The sequence below is a fragment of the Streptomyces sp. NRRL B-3229 genome (genome assembly GCF_000719505.1).
GTDB classification, from domain to species: domain Bacteria; phylum Actinomycetota; class Actinomycetes; order Streptomycetales; family Streptomycetaceae; genus Streptomyces; species Streptomyces griseorubiginosus.
The window spans coordinates 1-15,717 of the sequence record NZ_JOGP01000025.1 but is presented as its reverse complement, the minus strand read 5'-3'; the positions used below and the strand labels follow the sequence as shown (position 1 = coordinate 15,717).

At 71.7% G+C, this 15,717-nt stretch carries 15 protein-coding genes; 9 read left to right on the top strand and 6 right to left on the bottom strand.

From position 1 onward, the window contains the following. The first annotated feature begins 19 nt into the window (after positions 1 to 19). Entirely contained in the window at positions 20 to 202 is a 183-nt protein-coding gene (locus tag IF54_RS39900) for a hypothetical protein (protein WP_037820908.1), read from the top strand. A 76-nt stretch (positions 203 to 278) separates the two neighbouring features. Here the strand turns inward: IF54_RS39900 and IF54_RS0131800 are convergent, their stop codons facing one another. The 3 genes from IF54_RS0131800 to IF54_RS0131790 all read right to left on the bottom strand — a co-directional run bounded on the left by IF54_RS0131800 (position 279) and on the right by IF54_RS0131790 (position 2,232). Next, positions 279 to 1,178: a PfkB family carbohydrate kinase gene (locus IF54_RS0131800; RefSeq protein WP_030325062.1), complete on the bottom strand. Its 900-nt coding sequence runs from the start codon at positions 1,176 to 1,178 to the stop codon at positions 279 to 281. A 29-nt stretch (positions 1,179 to 1,207) separates the two neighbouring features. Then, positions 1,208 to 1,666, bottom strand: coding sequence for an iron chaperone (locus IF54_RS0131795; RefSeq protein WP_030325061.1), 459 nt, complete (start codon positions 1,664 to 1,666; stop codon positions 1,208 to 1,210). Between the two features lie 110 nt (positions 1,667 to 1,776). Further along, complete coding sequence (locus IF54_RS0131790) at positions 1,777 to 2,232, bottom strand: carboxymuconolactone decarboxylase family protein (protein WP_030325060.1); 456 nt, start codon at positions 2,230 to 2,232, stop codon at positions 1,777 to 1,779. Positions 2,233 to 2,427: 195 nt separating this feature from the next. On the opposite strand from IF54_RS0131790, the gene IF54_RS0131785 reads away from it, so the two are divergent. Next, entirely contained in the window at positions 2,428 to 4,899 is a 2,472-nt protein-coding gene (locus tag IF54_RS0131785; RefSeq protein WP_030325059.1) for an ATP-binding protein, read from the top strand. A 66-nt stretch (positions 4,900 to 4,965) separates the two neighbouring features. Here IF54_RS0131785 and IF54_RS0131780 read toward each other — a convergent pair whose 3' ends face one another. Further along, entirely contained in the window at positions 4,966 to 5,877 is a 912-nt protein-coding gene (locus IF54_RS0131780) for a glycoside hydrolase family 16 protein (RefSeq protein WP_030325057.1), read from the bottom strand. 238 nt (positions 5,878 to 6,115) lie between these two features. Then, the gene (locus IF54_RS0131775) at positions 6,116 to 6,433 is read right to left on the bottom strand and encodes a hypothetical protein (RefSeq protein ID WP_030325055.1); all 318 of its coding nucleotides are present in this window, start codon (positions 6,431 to 6,433) and stop codon (positions 6,116 to 6,118) included. A gap of 447 nt (positions 6,434 to 6,880) precedes the next feature. Between IF54_RS0131775 and IF54_RS0131770 the strand changes: the two genes are divergently transcribed. The 5 genes from IF54_RS0131770 (at position 6,881) to IF54_RS0131750 (ending at position 11,835) form a co-directional block, all read left to right on the top strand. Next, a complete protein-coding gene (locus IF54_RS0131770; RefSeq protein WP_420790711.1) occupies positions 6,881 to 8,071 on the top strand; it encodes a PP2C family protein-serine/threonine phosphatase in 1,191 nt (396 codons plus the stop codon). Positions 8,072 to 8,127: 56 nt separating this feature from the next. After that, complete coding sequence (locus IF54_RS0131765; RefSeq protein ID WP_030325051.1) at positions 8,128 to 9,723, top strand: sensor histidine kinase; 1,596 nt, start codon at positions 8,128 to 8,130, stop codon at positions 9,721 to 9,723. Further along, entirely contained in the window at positions 9,720 to 10,166 is a 447-nt protein-coding gene (locus IF54_RS0131760) for a response regulator (protein WP_020138284.1), read from the top strand. The genes IF54_RS0131765 and IF54_RS0131760 overlap by 4 nt, the downstream gene beginning before the upstream one ends. A gap of 333 nt (positions 10,167 to 10,499) precedes the next feature. Next, on the top strand, positions 10,500 to 11,273 hold the full coding sequence (locus IF54_RS0131755) for a chitosanase (RefSeq protein ID WP_234439114.1): 774 nt from the start codon (positions 10,500 to 10,502) through the stop codon (positions 11,271 to 11,273). Between the two features lie 115 nt (positions 11,274 to 11,388). Further along, on the top strand, positions 11,389 to 11,835 hold the full coding sequence (locus tag IF54_RS0131750; RefSeq protein WP_030325046.1) for a hypothetical protein: 447 nt from the start codon (positions 11,389 to 11,391) through the stop codon (positions 11,833 to 11,835). A gap of 40 nt (positions 11,836 to 11,875) precedes the next feature. Here the strand turns inward: IF54_RS0131750 and IF54_RS0131745 are convergent, their stop codons facing one another. Further along, positions 11,876 to 12,550, bottom strand: coding sequence for a hypothetical protein (locus tag IF54_RS0131745; RefSeq protein ID WP_051735609.1), 675 nt, complete (start codon positions 12,548 to 12,550; stop codon positions 11,876 to 11,878). Between the two features lie 511 nt (positions 12,551 to 13,061). On the opposite strand from IF54_RS0131745, the gene IF54_RS0131740 reads away from it, so the two are divergent. Together IF54_RS0131740 and IF54_RS0131735 are read left to right on the top strand one after the other, a co-directional pair. Continuing rightward, complete coding sequence (locus IF54_RS0131740) at positions 13,062 to 14,780, top strand: SpoIIE family protein phosphatase (protein ID WP_030325042.1); 1,719 nt, start codon at positions 13,062 to 13,064, stop codon at positions 14,778 to 14,780. Positions 14,781 to 14,892: 112 nt separating this feature from the next. Then, a partial coding sequence (locus IF54_RS0131735) for a DUF475 domain-containing protein (RefSeq protein ID WP_030325040.1) occupies positions 14,893 to 15,717 on the top strand: 825 nt, incomplete at its 3' end.

Here is a 15,717-nt window from a genome sequence, read left to right as displayed (position 1 = left end):
ACTCAGTCAATCTGAAGGGATGAGCAACATGCTCGCCATCATCTCCGCGGTCCTGTTCTTCATCTCCTTTCTGATCAACGCCGCGGACATCTCGACGAACGACACCTTCACCTCGACGAACATCATGTTGCTCGGCCTCATGGTGCTCGCCCTCCACCTGGCCGGCATCGGCAGCGGCTGGAACGTGCGCGGTCGCAGGTAGGGAGCGGTCGCGGGTTCTGAATGGCTGCCCCAGACGTGGGGCAGCCCGGCGACATGGGTACGGGATCCGCCGTACGTCAACGCTCCCGCATCCAGGCACGGGTGCCGAAGGAAGCGCACGCCCGGGAAGCCACCACCGCCGCTTGGCGCAAGGCCTCGGTGAATCCGTCCACGGTCAACTCGCCCTGACTCGCGAGGTGATGGGTCAGTGCCCCATGGAGGACGTCCCCCGCGCCCAGCGTGTCCGCAACCCGCACGGTAGGCACCTCAACGGTGCCGCCGGCGTCGCCGCCCGCCCACAGGATCGGCCGCTCACCACGACTGACCGCCGACCAGGCGACCCCGCGTTCCCGCAGGAAACGCAGGACGTCCTCGGGGCTCTCCGTACCGGGTGGCCGGAAGTCCGCAGAGCACACGGCCACGTCGATCGACGCCAGCAGCTCCTCCGTCCCGGGTTTCCAACTGCCCCCGTCGAGCACCGTGCGCCGACCGGAGGCCCGCCCCGCACGGGCCGCGGCCACCGCCAACTCGGCGTGGTGGCCGTCGAATTCGACGATGTCACAGTCGGCCACCAACGCGTCGAGACCGGCGGGCGGTGTCAGGCTCCGCCCCACCGCGTTGGTCGAGGCGACGGCACGGTCCCCGCTCGACGCCGTGACGAGAATGGACGACACGGCCGGCGGCTCGACCCAACCGTCCGCCAGGTCCACCACGTCCACCCCGAGGCGACCCAGATCCGCCGCCACCGCGACTCCCAGCGGATGGGCGCCGATCCCGGTGAGCAGCCTCGCCGTACCGCCCAGATGGCCGAAGGCGACCGCCGCGTTCGCCGCCGGCCCGCCTGCGGCCACCACCTGCTCACGGGCCGTCAGTTTCTCGTTGGAGCCCGGCACATGGTCGACGAGCTGCACCACGTCCAAGGTGCACAGGCCGACGAACAGCCCCACGGGACCTCGGCTGTTCGTCGGCCTGCGCACCTTCTCGACCCCTCTTCCGTTCCCTCGGCTCAGCCCGCCGCCCTCTTCACCAGCTCGGCGATCCGCGCCTCGTCCGCGGCCGTGAGCTTCGTGAGCGCGAAGGCCGTCGGCCACATGGTGCCCTCGTCGAGCTCCGCCTTGTCGTTGAACCCGAAGGTCGCGTACCGGGCGTTGAACTTCTGCGCGCTCTGGAAGAAACAGACGACCTTGCCGTCCTTGGCGTACGCGGGCATCCCGTACCAGAGCTTCGGAGCCAGGTCCGGCGCGCTCGCCTTCACCACGGCATGGATCCGCTCGGCCATGACCCGGTCCGAGTCCTGCATCTCGGCGATCTTCGCGACCACGGCGGCCTCGTCCTCCGCCGCCTTGTCGGCCCGCGCGCCGCGGCGCGCCGACGCCTTGACCTCCTGGGCGCGCTCCTTCATCGCGGCGCGCTCCTCGGCGGTGAACGTCTCGGTCCTCTTCGTCGTCTTCCGGGTGCCGGTCATGATGTTTCCTCCTGGTGCACGGATGTCACGGATATCAGTGGGGCAGGGTGTGGCACGGGGGCGGCGCAACGCTCAGGGACATCTTCACGCCCGGTCGGCCGCCGCGCAGGTCATCCCCACGCGCCGGCGATCTGCCGGGTCGTGGCGTTGAGCCGGTTGAACAGGTTGGTCACGCCCACCATCAGGACGATCGCGGCCAGCTGCTTCTCGTCGAAATAGGTGGCCGCGGCGTCCCAGATCTCGTCGCTCACCGCGTCGGGACGGTCGGCAAGACGGGTCGCCGCCTCGGCGAGCGCGAGCGCCGCCCGCTCCTCCTCGCTGAAGTACGGGGCCTCGCGCCACGCGGCGACCGTGGCCAGCCGCTCGTCGCTCACCCCGGCCTTGCGGGCGGTCCTGGCGCCGCCGTCGACACAGGCGCTGCACCCGTTGATCTGACTGACCCGCAGGTGCACCAGCTCCAGCGTCTGCCCGTCCACCCCGCCCGTGTGGACGGTCTTCATGAGCTGCTGGATGGGCTGCATCGCGTCGGACAGGACGACGGCGGGGTTCTGCATACGGGACTGCATCTGATGCTCTCCTCTGCGGATCGGGTGCCCCGTCCCTGCGGGGCGTGGTTCCATCTCAGCCGAGAGGGGTTGTCAGGACGACGGCCGTGGGACACCGTGGGACAGCCGTAACGGCCGTGAACAGGCACGATCCGGGCAGGACTTCGTGGGCCGGGGCGGGACACCGGGGCAGGACACAGGGGGCGGGGGACAGTGGTGGAGTACGGCGGAACACCCGGCGGCGATCCGCAGGAGGAGCTGGCGGCACGACTGCGCCTGCTCCAGGAGCTGTCGAAACGGGGCGTGCGGGCCCTCGCGCGGGACGCCGGGCTCAGCTCCTCGTCCCTGTCCCGCTACCTCAGCGGCCGGACGGTCCCGCCCTGGCCCGCGGTGATCGCCCTGTGCCGCCTGGTCCAGCGCGACCCGCGCCCGCTGCGCCCCCTGTGGGAGCGGGCCTCCAGCCCCCTGCCGGCACCGCCGAGGACCAGCCGCCAGGTCCCGCCTCCGTCGCCGCCCGCCGGGGCGCCGCGGCCGCCCCGCAACGACCTGCCGCGCGACGTGCCCGACTTCACGGGGCGCGCGGCCCAGCTGCGAGCCGTGCTCGAGGGGGTCGCCGACAGCCGGGTCATCGCCGTCGACGGCATGGCGGGCGTCGGCAAGACCTGCCTGGCGGTGCACGCCGCGCACCGGCTCGCCGCCGACTACCCGGACGCCCAGCTCTACCTCGATCTGCACGGCTTCACCGCGGGCCGCGAGCCGCTCGACCCCGACCGCGCGTTGCGGACCCTGCTCGCCGCACTGGACGTGCCCTCCGAGAAGGTCCCGCAGGAGGGCGGCGTCGAGGAACTCGCCGCCTGCTGGCGCTCCGAGCTCGCGCACCGGCGGGCGGTCGTGGTCCTCGACAACGCGGCCGACGCCGACCAGGTCCGTCCGCTGCTGCCCGGCGCCGGTTCCTCCGTCGCCCTGATCACCAGCCGCAACCGGCTGCTGGGCCTCGACGAGGTCCCGCCGGTCTCCCTGGACGTCCTCACCGAGCAGGAGAGCGCCGAACTGCTGGCCCGCGCCAGCGGCGAGGCCGACGACCCCGAGGGCCGCCTCGCCCGTGACCCCGAGAACACCGCAGAGGTGCTGCGGCTGTGCGGCCGGCTGCCGCTGGCCCTGCGGCTGACCGCGGCCCGGCTGCGGCACCGGCCGGGCTGGACGGTGGGCATCCTCGTCGAGCGGATGGCGGAGGGAGCCGGCGAGTTCGACACCGCCTTCGCCATGTCCGTACGGCAGTTGGACCGTCCGAAGGCCCGGCTGTTCCGGCTGCTGGGTCTGCTGCCGGGGTCGTCCTTCGACGAGTACGTGGCGGCGGCCCTGGCCGACGTGCCGCTGCGCGACGCCCGCGCGATGCTGGAGGACCTCCTGGACGCGCACCTCGTACAGCAGCCGGCGGCGGGCCGCTACCGGCTCCACGACCTGGTGCACCAGCACGCCCTGCGTTCCACCGTCGAGCAGGACTCCGAGACGGACCGGGACCGGGCGCTCATCCGGGTCCTCGACCACTATGTGCACGCGGCCGCCGCCGCGGACGCCGCGATGCCGTTCCCGGGCCTGCGCCGGCGGCCCTCCGTGGACGGCCCGCCGGCCGAGCTGCCGCGATTCGACCACAAGCTCGCCGCGCTCATCTGGTTCGGCACCGAGTACCTGAACCTCCTGGCCGCGTTCGAGGCGGCGGAGAGGGCCGGCGCCGACCGGCACCTGTGCGAGCTGCCGCGCTTCATGCGGTCGTACTTCGCCCGCCGCTGCGGCACCACCATGCTCAACGGCCTCTTCGAGCACTCCCTGGCGGCTGCCCAGCGTCTGGGAGACCCGCTCCGACTCGCCGAGGTGCACAGCGACTTGGGCTTCGCCCGCTACAACGCGGGCCGGACGGCGGAAGCGGCGGCCGCGTACGAGTCTGCGGCATCACTGCTGTCGCGGTCGGGTGACCTGCGTGTCGAGGCCGAACTCGCCATGCGGCGCGGCTACTTGAGATGGGACGAGGGGTACGTCGAGGAACCGCTCGACCTGTTCCGGCTGGCGGGAAAGCTGTACGCGGACGCCGACTGCCCCATGGGCACGGCCCACGCGACCGCGTACGAGGCCTGGGCACTGCTCCAGCTGGGACACCGCGAGGAGGCCGCGCAGCTCGCCCGCACGGCGCTGGAGGTCCCGCACGCCGACAGCGCGTGGCCGCCCACGCTGACGGCCCTGATCACCCTCGGTGTGGCCGTCGCCCACGAGGACCCCGACGCGGCCGGCGAGCACCTGCACCGGGCGCTCGCGCTGGCCCGCGAGGACGGGCACCGGCACAACGAGGCCTGGTGCCTGAACTGTCTCGGCGTGGCGCTGCGCCGGATGGGCCGCCACGAGGAGGCCCTGGCCGCTCACGAACAGGCGTTCGCCCTGCTGGACGAACTCTTCGAGGATCACTGGAAGATCCACTTCCTGCACCCCTATGCCGAGACCTGCCGTCTGGCGGGCCTCCCCGACCGGGCCCTGCGCCTGCACCGCGAAGCCCTCGCCCTCGCCCCGGGACTCGGCAACCGTCACGCAGAGGCCCTCGCCCACGAGGGCCTGGCGACCCTCCTCGACACGACGGACCCGACGGCGGCGGCCGAACACCGCGAGGCGGCACGGGCGCTGCTGCCGGAGGTGCCGTAGGGAGCGGGCCCACCACGGACGACACGCCGCCGTCCCCTCGTCGGTTCCGCCGGGCCGGCCCGGCCGTCACTTCCAGCCGTACGCGTACGCCGCCACCCACGTGATCTCCAGCCGCGCACTGCTCCCCGGCGCCGCGACCGGACCCTCCAGCGCGCTCTCGTTCTGGAGGACCCAGGACAGGGGCCGGTCCGGTACCCCGCGGGTGTCATGGCCCGTCAGGCGGCCGTCGACGAAGAAGCGGACATGCCCCGGCGTCCACTCGGTGGACACGGTGTGCCAGTGCGTCCAGTCGTCGCTGCCGGGGAAGTAGCCCTGCTCACCGCCACCGCACGGATGGTGGAAGGAGCTGAGCTCACCGTCCCATTCGCCCTCGGGGTGGTCCATCTCGCAGCCCCCGCCGTAGTGCAGCCAGGCGGACTTGTACCCCGGAGCCGGCTCGGTGACCTTGATGCGCGCGCTGTACTTGCCGTACTTCATCTGCATGACCGCCCGCGGCACCAGGGCCGCCGCATGGACGGGACCGCCGTCGGCAGGGCGCCACATCCGCACCGACATCCGTCCGTCGCCGTTCGCCGCGGGACCGACGCTCACGGTGTCCTCCGGGTGGTAGACCCCCACCACCTGCCGGCCCCTGCTGCGGGCCGTATCGGGCCAACCCGTCGGATACGCCCACCAGTTGTCCCGGTACTTCCCCTTGAGCCCACCGCAGTAGGCCGCGGACGTGTCCACGTCGTGCTCGCAGTCGCTGAAGGAACCCAGCGGCACCCGGTCGCCGTTGAAGTCCTCTGCGAGGACCTGCCAGAACGGCCCGCAGTCCCCGCGGGGCAGCCCTGTGCTCGCGGTGTGGCAGGCGTCGCCCTCGGCGGGAGCGCCGTCGGCACGGGGGAGGCCCAGGAGCCCGCCGACCACGAGCATCAGGCCCGAGGCCAGCACCAGGAGGCGCCTGTTGCGGTGGTGCGGCGCTGCGTGTGAACCCATCCCGGGGCTCCTTCAGAACCGGCGGCCGACGTCGTCCGTCCCAGCCGCGGAGCACCGGATGAGCCGTGGACCGCGGGCGCGGACTGCACTGCGCGAAGAGAACATCCTCGCCCGAGGAACCCCGCGGCGCCATCCCCCGTACCGGCCGCGCACCATCCCGCGCACCGTCCCCCGTACCGGCCGCACCCGACCGCCGGTTATGCGCCCGCCTCACCTGTCGATGCTGGTCACGCTCGCCTCAGAACTCGCTGTCGATACCCGTCACGACCGCCTGTCCGAGCGCCGCGTCTTCTTCGGACAGGCCGCTGTCCCGCAGGGCCCGGGAGACCAGCCGTACCGCCTCGGCCTCGGCCTCGGACCGGTCGGCGGCCTCGACCTCGACCCGGGCGGCGAACACGCCGTCGTCCTCCACGCTCAGCAGACTCAGCTCCTCGCTCTCCCCGAGATCGGTGTTCCTGGGGTCCTGGGGCCGCAGCCGCCGCCCGACGTCGGAGCAGACGCTGTCGGCGACCTCGTTGAGGAACGTGCCGGGGACGGTGATCACGTAGGTGGTCACGGGAACTCCTTTCTGACGTTCTACCCGGTTCCCCACGACGTGGATCGGAACCAGGAGAGCACACCCGAAGGCGGAGACGGCAGGGTCCGGGTGATCGCCGGGCATGGTCGAGCGGATCGGGGGTAAACGCGGCCAGGACAACCACAGTCTCGAGATGGGCGGACGATGACGACGTCGCTGAGGGCGGGCAAAGGCCCCATGGCGCTCCGCCGCCTCTGGTCTCACCCTGGTGAGGACGTGCCCATGAGGTGAGATCGGCCACGGGATCGGGACCGTGGGGAGGGGTACCCCGCGGGGGCCACGCGGCCGGACCCGCGTGAGCGGTGAATCGGATGGTTGTTCTGACCGTGCTACGGCGTCGCTCCGGCGACGTGCGAGGACGGACGACATCTATGGGCTGGGGAGGTCGGGACCGCAGTGATCCCGGAGACTGAGGCTGCCGAGTTGGTGCCGACGACGGCAGCCGCTGCCGAGACGGCGTGGGAGCTCTGGGAGCCTTCGGTGCTGCTGGTGGAGGACGATCCCGGCGACGCGGTGCTCGTCGAGGAACTCGTCGTCGACGGCAGCATGAAGATGGACCTGCGATGGGTGCGGTCGATGACAGAGGCCGCCGAGGTGCTCGCCACCGAGACGCCCGACTGCGTCCTGCTCGACCTGCACCTCCCGGACGCGCAGGGCCTCGAGGCGGTCTCCCTGGTGCAGGGGCTGGCCGAGCAGGTGGCGATCGTGGTCCTCACCGGGCTCGCCGAGGAGCAGACCGGCCTCGCCGCTGTCGCGGCCGGCGCGCAGGACTACCTGGTCAAGGGCCGCGTGGAGCCCGAGCTGTTCGGACGTGCGGTGCGCTACGCGATCCAGCGCAAGCAGACCGAGCAGGCGGCCGTCGCCCTCCAGGCCGGCGCGCTCCAGGCACAGGAGAACGCCCGCCTCGAACGCGGACTCCTGCCCCGCCCCCTGCTGCGCGCCGAGGGCGTCCGCGTGGTCGCCCGTTACCGGCCCGGCCGCGCGCAGGCCCTCCTCGGGGGCGACTTCTACGACATCGTCCAGGACGCCGACGGCACCCTCCACGCGCTCATCGGGGACGTCTCCGGGCACGGACCGGACGAGGCGGCCCTCGGGGTCGCCCTGCGGATCGCCTGGCGCACCCTCGTCCTGAGCGGCATCACCGGGGCGGAGCAGATGGCGCGCCTAGAGGAACTGCTGATGGCCGAGCGCGCCCGCGACGAGGTCTTCGCCACCCTCGTGAGCCTGGCCGCGGTACCGGGGGAGCAGCGGGCGCAGGTCGTACGGGCCGGTCACCACGGCCTGCTGAGACGCACGGGGGCCGATGTCGAGTGGGTGGAGGTGCCGGGCGGACCGGCCCTCGGCATGGTCCCCGGCGGCGCGTGCTGGCCGACCGCGGAACTGCCGGTCCCGGCGGGCACGTCGGTGATGCTCTTCACCGACGGACTGTTCGAGGGGCATGTCAGCCGTGGCCCCGAACGCCTCGGCGAGGAAGGCCTGCTGGCCCTCGCCCGGGAGGGTGCGGGCCTGGAGCCGGAGGCGTTCGTCGACCGGCTGATCGAGAAGGCCGAGAGCCTGGCCGAGGCGCGCGGCGGACTGGCGGACGACGTGGCCGTCGTCCATCTGAACTGGAACTGAGTGAGCGGGACGTGGTGTCGGAGCACAGGGTGGGACGAGTGACGGGTGTGGCACGGATCGGACGCCGACTGACGGTGCAGGGCTGGTTCTACCTGCTGCTGGCCCTCATGACGCTGCTGGTGGTGGTCGGCAGCCTCGTCGGCGCCCACCTGCTGAGCCGGACGGCGCAGGTGAGCGACCAACTGCTGCGGCGCATCCAGCCCGCCCAGACCGAGGCGTACCGGCTCCAGGCGGCGCAGGTGAACCAGGAGACGGGCATTCGCGGCTACGCGATCACCGCCGACCGGCAGTTCCTGGACCCGTACACCCAGGGCAAGCGGGACGAGGCCCAATCGGCCGACCGGTTGCGGGAGTTCGTCGGCGACCGCCCGGAACTGCTGGCCGACCTCAGGGCGGTCGAGAACCAGGCGGCCGAGTGGCGCCGTGCCTACGCCGAACCCGTCGCGGCCTCGCTCACCCCGGGCAGCCCGCGGCCGCCGGACCGGGCGAAGGCCGACCGGGGCGGCAAGGAGTTCGACCGCCTGCGCGCTCTGTGGGACCGCCAGGACGCCGACCTGGCGAAGGCGGTCGAGGACGGCCGCGCCCGTCTGGTCCATGAACGCAAGGTCCGCGACTGGGTCCTCGGCGGCATGGTGGCGGCCTTTCTGCTGGCCGTCCTGGCATTCGCCGTCCTGGTCCGGCTCCTGGTGACCCGCCCCCTGGAGGCGCTGAGCAGCGCGTCGAGGCGGGTGTCGGGCGGCGACTTCGGCCACGTCATCTCCGTCGGCGGCCCGGCCGACCTGATCGCGGTGGCCAACGCCGTCGAGGGCATGCGCTGGCACATCGTGGCCGAACTGGAGGCCTCCCGGGAACACCAGCAGGCGCTGACCCAGCAGGCCGCCGACCTGGACGCGCAGGCCGTGGAACTGCGCCGCTCCAACGCCGAGCTGGAGCAGTTCGCCTACGTCGCCTCCCACGACCTCCAGGAACCGCTGCGCAAGATCGCCTCCTTCTGCCAGCTGCTGGAGAAGCGCTACGGCGACGCACTGGACGACCGGGGCCGGCAGTACATCGACTTCGCCGTCGACGGGGCCCGGCGCATGCAGGTGCTCATCAACGACCTGCTGACCTTCTCCCGGGTCGGACGCGTCAACGACGCCCGGGTGCCCGTCGGGCTCGACCGGGCGCTGGACAAGGCGCTGGCCAACCTGGGCGCCGCGGTGGAGGAGTCCGGCGCCCGCGTGGACCGGCCCGAGCGCCTGCCCGAGATCGTCGGGGACCCGACCCTGCTGGCCATGCTGTGGCAGAACCTGATCGGCAACGCCCTCAAGTTCCGCCGGCCCGAGCTCACTCCGCATGTGGTCATCACCTGCGACACGGACCCGGACGAGCCGGACAGCCTGCTGATGACCGTCACGGACAACGGCATCGGCATCCCCGAGCAGTTCACGGAGAAGGTCTTCATCATCTTCCAGCGACTGCACGGCCGGGACGCCTACGGTGGTACCGGCATCGGGCTGGCCCTGTGCAAGAAGATCGTGGAACAGCACGGTGGCAGGATCTGGATCGACACCGCTCACACGGACGGCACGCGCTTCTGCTTCACCCTCCCGTCCTTCGTCGAGACCCCGGAGGCGTCCGGGATCGGCACCGAGGAAAAGGCTCTGACATGACCACCCCTGCCGCCAGGCCGATAGACGTGCTCCTCGTCGAGGACGATCCCGGCGACGAGCTGATGACCCGTGAGGCGTTCGAGGACAACAAGATCGGCAACACCCTCCATGTGGTGCGGGACGGCGAGGAGGCGCTCGATTTCCTCTACCGGCGCGGTGAGCACACCGAGGCGCCGCAGCCCGACCTGATCCTGCTCGATCTGAATCTGCCCAAGTACGACGGCCGTCAGGTCCTGGAGAAGATCAAGTCCGACCCGGAGCTGTCCCACATCCCGGTCGTCGTCCTCACCACCTCGGCGGCCGAGGAGGACATCCTGCGCAGCTACCGCCTCCACGCCAACGCCTACGTCACCAAGCCGGTCGACCTGGACCAGTTCATCGCCGCGGTCCGCCAGATCGACGACTTCTTCGTCCAGGTCGTCCGCCTGCCCCGCCACTTCTGACCCCACGGAGCGGGAACCCCGGCCGGCCGTCGGTCGTCGCCGGCCGGGGATGTCGATGCCGCGCGGTGGGTGGCGCCGTCGTCTTCGTCAAGGGCGTCCCCGGACCAGCGGGTGCGAACTGATGCACCCCACCCCGTAGTTCGTTCGATTCTCCAAACTTTCGGTGCAGTGGGTTACTGCTCGCGTCGCGCACTGGTAGGAAACATTCCTAACAATCAGGTCCGGACCAAGTCCGGGCCAACTCTCCACCCCCCACCTCCACTTGGAGCCCCCGTGGAACCTGACACAGTGCAGCCGGTCGCCCGCACCTCCCGCCGTGCCGTCCTCGCCCTCATGGGCGCGGTGGCCTGCGCCGGAATCCTCAGCCCTGCGCTCGCCACGGCGGCGCCCGCGGCCGCGCCCGGTCTCGACGACCCCGCGAAGAAGGAGATCGCCATGAAGCTGGTGTCGAGCGCGGAGAACTCCTCGCTCGACTGGAAGGCCCAGTACAAGTACATCGAGGACATAGGCGACGGCCGCGGCTACACCGCCGGCATCATCGGCTTCTGCTCCGGCACCGGGGACATGCTCGACCTCGTCCAGCTCTACACCGACCGCAAGCCCGGCAACGTCCTCGCCAAGTACCTGCCGGCCCTGCGCCGCGTCAACGGCACCGACTCCCACTCCGGCCTGGACCCGAACTTCCCCGCCGACTGGCGCAAGGCGGCCCAGGACTCGGCGTTCCAACAGGCCCAGAACGACGAACGCGACCGCGTCTACTTCAACCCCGCCGTCCGCCAGGGCAAGACGGACGGGCTGCGCGCGCTCGGCCAGTTCGACTACTACGACGCCATCGTCATGCACGGCGACGGCGGCGACGCGACCAGCTTCAGCAGCATCCGCCGACGCGCCCTGCGCACGGCCAAGCCGCCGGCGCAGGGCGGCAACGAGACGACGTACCTCAACGCCTTCCTCGACGCACGCGTGTGGGCGATGAAGCAGGAGGAGGCCCACAGCGACACCAGCCGGGTGGACACCGCGCAACGCGTCTTCCTGCGCCAGGGCAACCTCGACCTGAACCCGCCGCTCGACTGGAAGGTCTACGGCGACAGTTACCACATCGGCTGACGTGAGAGCGGCCCGGCGAGGGGATCGCCCCGCGTCGGGCCGTAGTACGCCCGAACGCTTGTCGTGAAATCGCTCAGGGCGGAGTGTGTTTGGCGTCGGAACGAGCGGTAACGCGATGTCCATGAGTGAATCGAACGAGCAGACGAACCAAGATTCCGCACCGGCTCGGACGGCCGCTTCCAAGGCCCGGCGCACCACGGCCAAGGCGACGGCTCCCGCGTCCAAGGCCGCGGACAAGGCCGCCGCCAAGACGGACGACGCCGCGTCGGCGGCCAAGAACGCGACCAAGGACGTGACCGAGCGTTCGGCCAAGGCTGTCAGTGGTGCCGCGCACACCGCGGCCAAGGGCGTCGAGGTCGGCCGGCAGAGCGTCGTCGCCGCCTCGGGGCAGGCCGCCGCCGTCGCCAAGACCGCCTGGACGGTGGTCGCCCAGCGCAAGCTCATCGCCGCGGGCGTCGGAGCGGGCCTCACGGTGCTCAGCGCGACGTCGTACGCGGCTGGCCGCCGCGCCGGACGTCACACCCTCGGGCCGATCACCCGGATGACCGGCGGACGGATCTGAGCGACTCCTCCAGGCGGGCCTGGTTGCGCCTGGTGCCCTGTCAGTTACCTTGTGACAGAAGGTCGTTGAGGCGGGCGCCCGCCGCCCAGCTGCGGAGAGCGGGACCGTCGAGGAGCCGGATCGTCTCCTCCCGCCCCGCCCACCGGACGTCGCGGGCACTGAAGACACCGCGATGCACGACCAGGCGCAGCACTGATTCCCGCTCCCCGCGGTGCGGGTGGGGATGCGGCAGATCCTCGTCCGGGAGCGGTTCGGCCACCGGCCGGAAGGCCACGTCGATCCGCCGACCGGCCGCGTCCCTGGCACACAGGCGCGGCCGGTCCGGCGCGGGCAGCAGCCGCACCCGCCACCCGTCCCGGCGCAGCATCCGCGCCACCGCCAGCGCGAGCCCCTCGGTGTCGAGGGCGAACAGCTCGTCCTCGGTGTAGTAGCCGAGGCGACGGCGGGCACCCGGCCGCCCGCGCCGGACCCCGGCCACGACGACCAGGGTCAGGAATGCCACCCCCGCGACGGGCACGACCGGCCCGACGGCGTGATAGCCGACGGTGAGCGCGGCGACCACCGCGCACACGACCGCCACCAGGCCGGCGAAGGCGGGCAGCACATCACGGAACCTGGGCCCGTAACGGCCCTCGGCGCGCAGTCGGCGCACCAGATGCCGCTTCCGCAGCCGACGGGACAGGACCGGGCCGGACGTCCACGCCAGACGTGCCACAGCCCCGGCCCTCCCTCTGACGTCCGCCCGCGCCCCTCTCTCCACCGATACCCAGCGCACGGCCAAGTCCCCTGCACGCAGAGGGAATTCGGCCATCCACCCCCAGCGCACCGAAGCACCAGGGGGCGCGTCGAGAGGCGCCCGCCACGCTCCGCGTACCACCGCCATCACGCGGAGCGGCGGGTGCGCAGTGCCATAGGGCCGGCCGCGTTCCGCCTATCACCGCCATCACGCGGAGCGGCGGGTGCGCAGTGCCATAGGTGCTCGCCGCGTTCCGCCTATCACCGCCATCACGCGGAGCCCGGTTGTGCAGCGCCGTCCCACCGGCCCCCGACGATGTGCACCAGCCCTCGGCGTGCCCGGGGCGGCTTTCGCCGGGCGACCCGTGGGAACCCGGTCTCCGGCGCACACGGGGTGAGGCTGAATCCCCCCAGGCGGGGGACTCGGCAGTAACGGAACCGCCGAGTGCCGCGGGCCGACGCGCACGGCCGATCGGCGAGGAGAGGACACCATGGCAGGGCCGGAGGACACGGAGCCCCTCGGGGAACCGGTGGCACCCGCCGCCGCGCTGACCGGTGCGCTGGAAGCCATCGGGACCGCGGCATACGTGGTGGACGAGGAGGGCCACGTCATCGCCGTGAACGCCCGCGCCCAGCAGCTGCTGGTCCGGCCCGCCGAGCGCTTTCTCGGTCGTGACGCGCATGACCTGCTGCACCGGGACGCCCACGGGCACCCCCTGCCGAGGAGCCAGTGCCGGATGCGCCAGGCCTTCCACGACCGGCGCACCGCACAGGCCGACGAGGACCACTTCGAGTGCGGCGACGGCACCCTGCTGCCGGTCTCCTGGATGATCACCCCGTACGACGCCGGCGACGGGGAACCCGGCACGCTGGTGCTGCTGCACGCCCAGCCGACCCCGGAGACCGCCCGGCGTCCCGAGACGGGCACGGCGTCCGGACCCATGCCTGAGCTGCAACGGCTCGCGCTGCTGGCCGAGACCACCACTCGGCTGACCTCCACGCTCGACGTCGAGGAGACGCTGCGCCGGCTCACGGAGCTGGTGGTGCCCCGGCTCGCGGACTGGGCCGTCGTCGACCTCATCACCGAGCGGGACGAGGTGTGGCGTACCGCCGTCGTCCACACGGAGGGCGAGGGCCTGGTGCGCCACGAAGACCTTGAGGGGCCGATGCCGCCCGTTCCCGCGGAGTCCCCGATGCCCCTGTCCAGGGCGCTGCGCGGGGTGGCCTCCGCGCTCGCCGGACCGCGCACCTACCAGCGGGCACCGGACTCCGGCATCGCCGTCGAGCAGCGCCGCCTGTTCGAGGCGACCGGTATCCGCTCAGCCGTCATCGCCCCCATCCGCAGCACCCGCGAGGTCCTGGGAGCGCTGACCCTGGGCCGCGCCAAGGACCCGGTCGACTTCACCACCGCCGATCTGCCCCTGATCGAGGACATCGCCCGCCGAGCCGGACTGGCCCTGGACAACGCGCGCCTCTTCCAGCGCCAGCGCAAGGTCGCCGAGACCATGCAGAACCATTTGCTGCCCCAGATGCCGGGGGTGCCCGGCCTCGAGATGACCGCCCGCTATCTGCCCGCCCCCGACGCCTCCCAGGTCGGCGGCGACTGGTACGACGCGTTCTCCCTGTCCGACGGGGCCACCGCGCTCGCGGTCGGGGACGTCGTCGGACACGACCTGGAGGCGGCGGCCGGCATGGCCCAGCTGCGCAACATGCTCCGTGCCTACGCCTGGGCCCACAAGGAACCGCCCAGCCGTATCGTCGACCGGCTCGACGAGGCGATCATGCACATCACCGACGTCAGCATGGCCACCCTGATCCTCGCCCGGATCGAGGAGCGGGACGACGGCCACTGGGAGCTGAGCTGGACCAACGCCGGTCACCCCCCGCCGCTGCTGATCAGCCACGACGGCCTGACCCGCTTCCTCACCGACGGCCACGGCATCCTCCTGGGCACCGGGGTCCGCACCGCCCGCACCGACGCGAGCGCCGTACTGCCGCCCGGTTCCACCCTGCTCCTCTACACCGACGGACTGATCGAGGCACCCGGCCACACCCTCGACGAGGGTCTGAACCGCCTGAGCAGACACGCGGCCTCCCTCGCCCACCGCCCCCTGGCCCCCCTCACCGACCAGGTGCTGCGCCGCGTCCGGCACGACCGCAATGACGACGACGTCGCCCTTCTCGCGGTGAGGGTTCCCACCGGCACGTGAACCCGACCCCCAGGACCCCGCGGCGATGGACCGCCGTGATAGACAACGCCCGTGACGCCACGGGCCCCCGCGCCCGTCTCCGGCGACCGCCCGACAACAGGACTTGGTGCCAGTGATTCTGAAGACCTTCCGCTGGGCGTTCGCGGTGACCGCGCTCGGCCTGGCCGTGGGAGTGCTGTACGACGGATGGGCCGCGTTCGGCATCGTGGCCATCCTCGCCGTACTGGAGATCTCGCTGTCGTTCGACAACGCGGTCGTCAACGCCGGGATCCTGAAGAAGATGAACGCCTTCTGGCAGAAGATCTTCCTCACGGTCGGCGTCCTGATCGCTGTGTTCGGCATGCGGCTGGTCTTCCCGGTCGTCATCGTCGCGATCACCGCGAAACTCAACCCGTACGACGCGGTCCAGCTGGCCCTGACCGACAAGGACCGTTATCAGCAGCTGGTCACCGACGCGCACCCGTCGATCGCCGCGTTCGGTGGCATGTTCCTGCTGATGATCTTCCTGGACTTCATCTTCGAGGACCGGGACATCAAATGGCTGGCCTGGCTGGAGCGCCCGCTGGCCAGGCTCGGCAAGGTCGACATGCTGTCGGTCTGCATCGCCCTGATCGTCCTGCTGGTCACCGCCTTCACCTTCGCCGGCCACGCCCACCAGCACGGCGGCGCGCACGCCGACAAGGCACAGACGGTCCTGATCTCCGGCATCGCGGGCCTGATCACCTACCTGGTCGTCGGCGGGCTCTCCGGCTACTTCGAGAACCGGCTGGAAGAGGAGGAGGAACGCGAGGAAGCGGCCGAACGCTCCGGCGGGCCGGGCTCGGCGGTCCAGCTCGTGGGCAAGGCCGCGTTCTTCATGTTCCTCTACCTGGAGGTCCTCGACGCCTCCTTCTCCTTCGACGGCGTGATCGGCGCGTTCGCCATCACCAACGACATC

Bases quoted from the DNA above. Each gene is read 5' to 3' on its own strand.
- IF54_RS39900 (WP_037820908.1), top strand. From the start codon at position 20: ATGAGCAACATGCTCGCCATCATCTCCGCGGTCCTGTTCTTCATCTCC.
- IF54_RS0131795 (WP_030325061.1), bottom strand. From the start codon at position 1,666: ATGACCGGCACCCGGAAGACGACGAAGAGGACCGAGACGTTCACCGCC.
- IF54_RS0131790 (WP_030325060.1), bottom strand. From the start codon at position 2,232: ATGCAGTCCCGTATGCAGAACCCCGCCGTCGTCCTGTCCGACGCGATG.
- IF54_RS0131780 (WP_030325057.1), bottom strand. From the start codon at position 5,877: ATGGGTTCACACGCAGCGCCGCACCACCGCAACAGGCGCCTCCTGGTG.
- IF54_RS0131760 (WP_020138284.1), top strand. From the start codon at position 9,720: ATGACCACCCCTGCCGCCAGGCCGATAGACGTGCTCCTCGTCGAGGAC.
- IF54_RS0131755 (WP_234439114.1), top strand. From the start codon at position 10,500: ATGGGCGCGGTGGCCTGCGCCGGAATCCTCAGCCCTGCGCTCGCCACG.
- IF54_RS0131750 (WP_030325046.1), top strand. From the start codon at position 11,389: ATGTCCATGAGTGAATCGAACGAGCAGACGAACCAAGATTCCGCACCG.
- IF54_RS0131740 (WP_030325042.1), top strand. From the start codon at position 13,062: ATGGCAGGGCCGGAGGACACGGAGCCCCTCGGGGAACCGGTGGCACCC.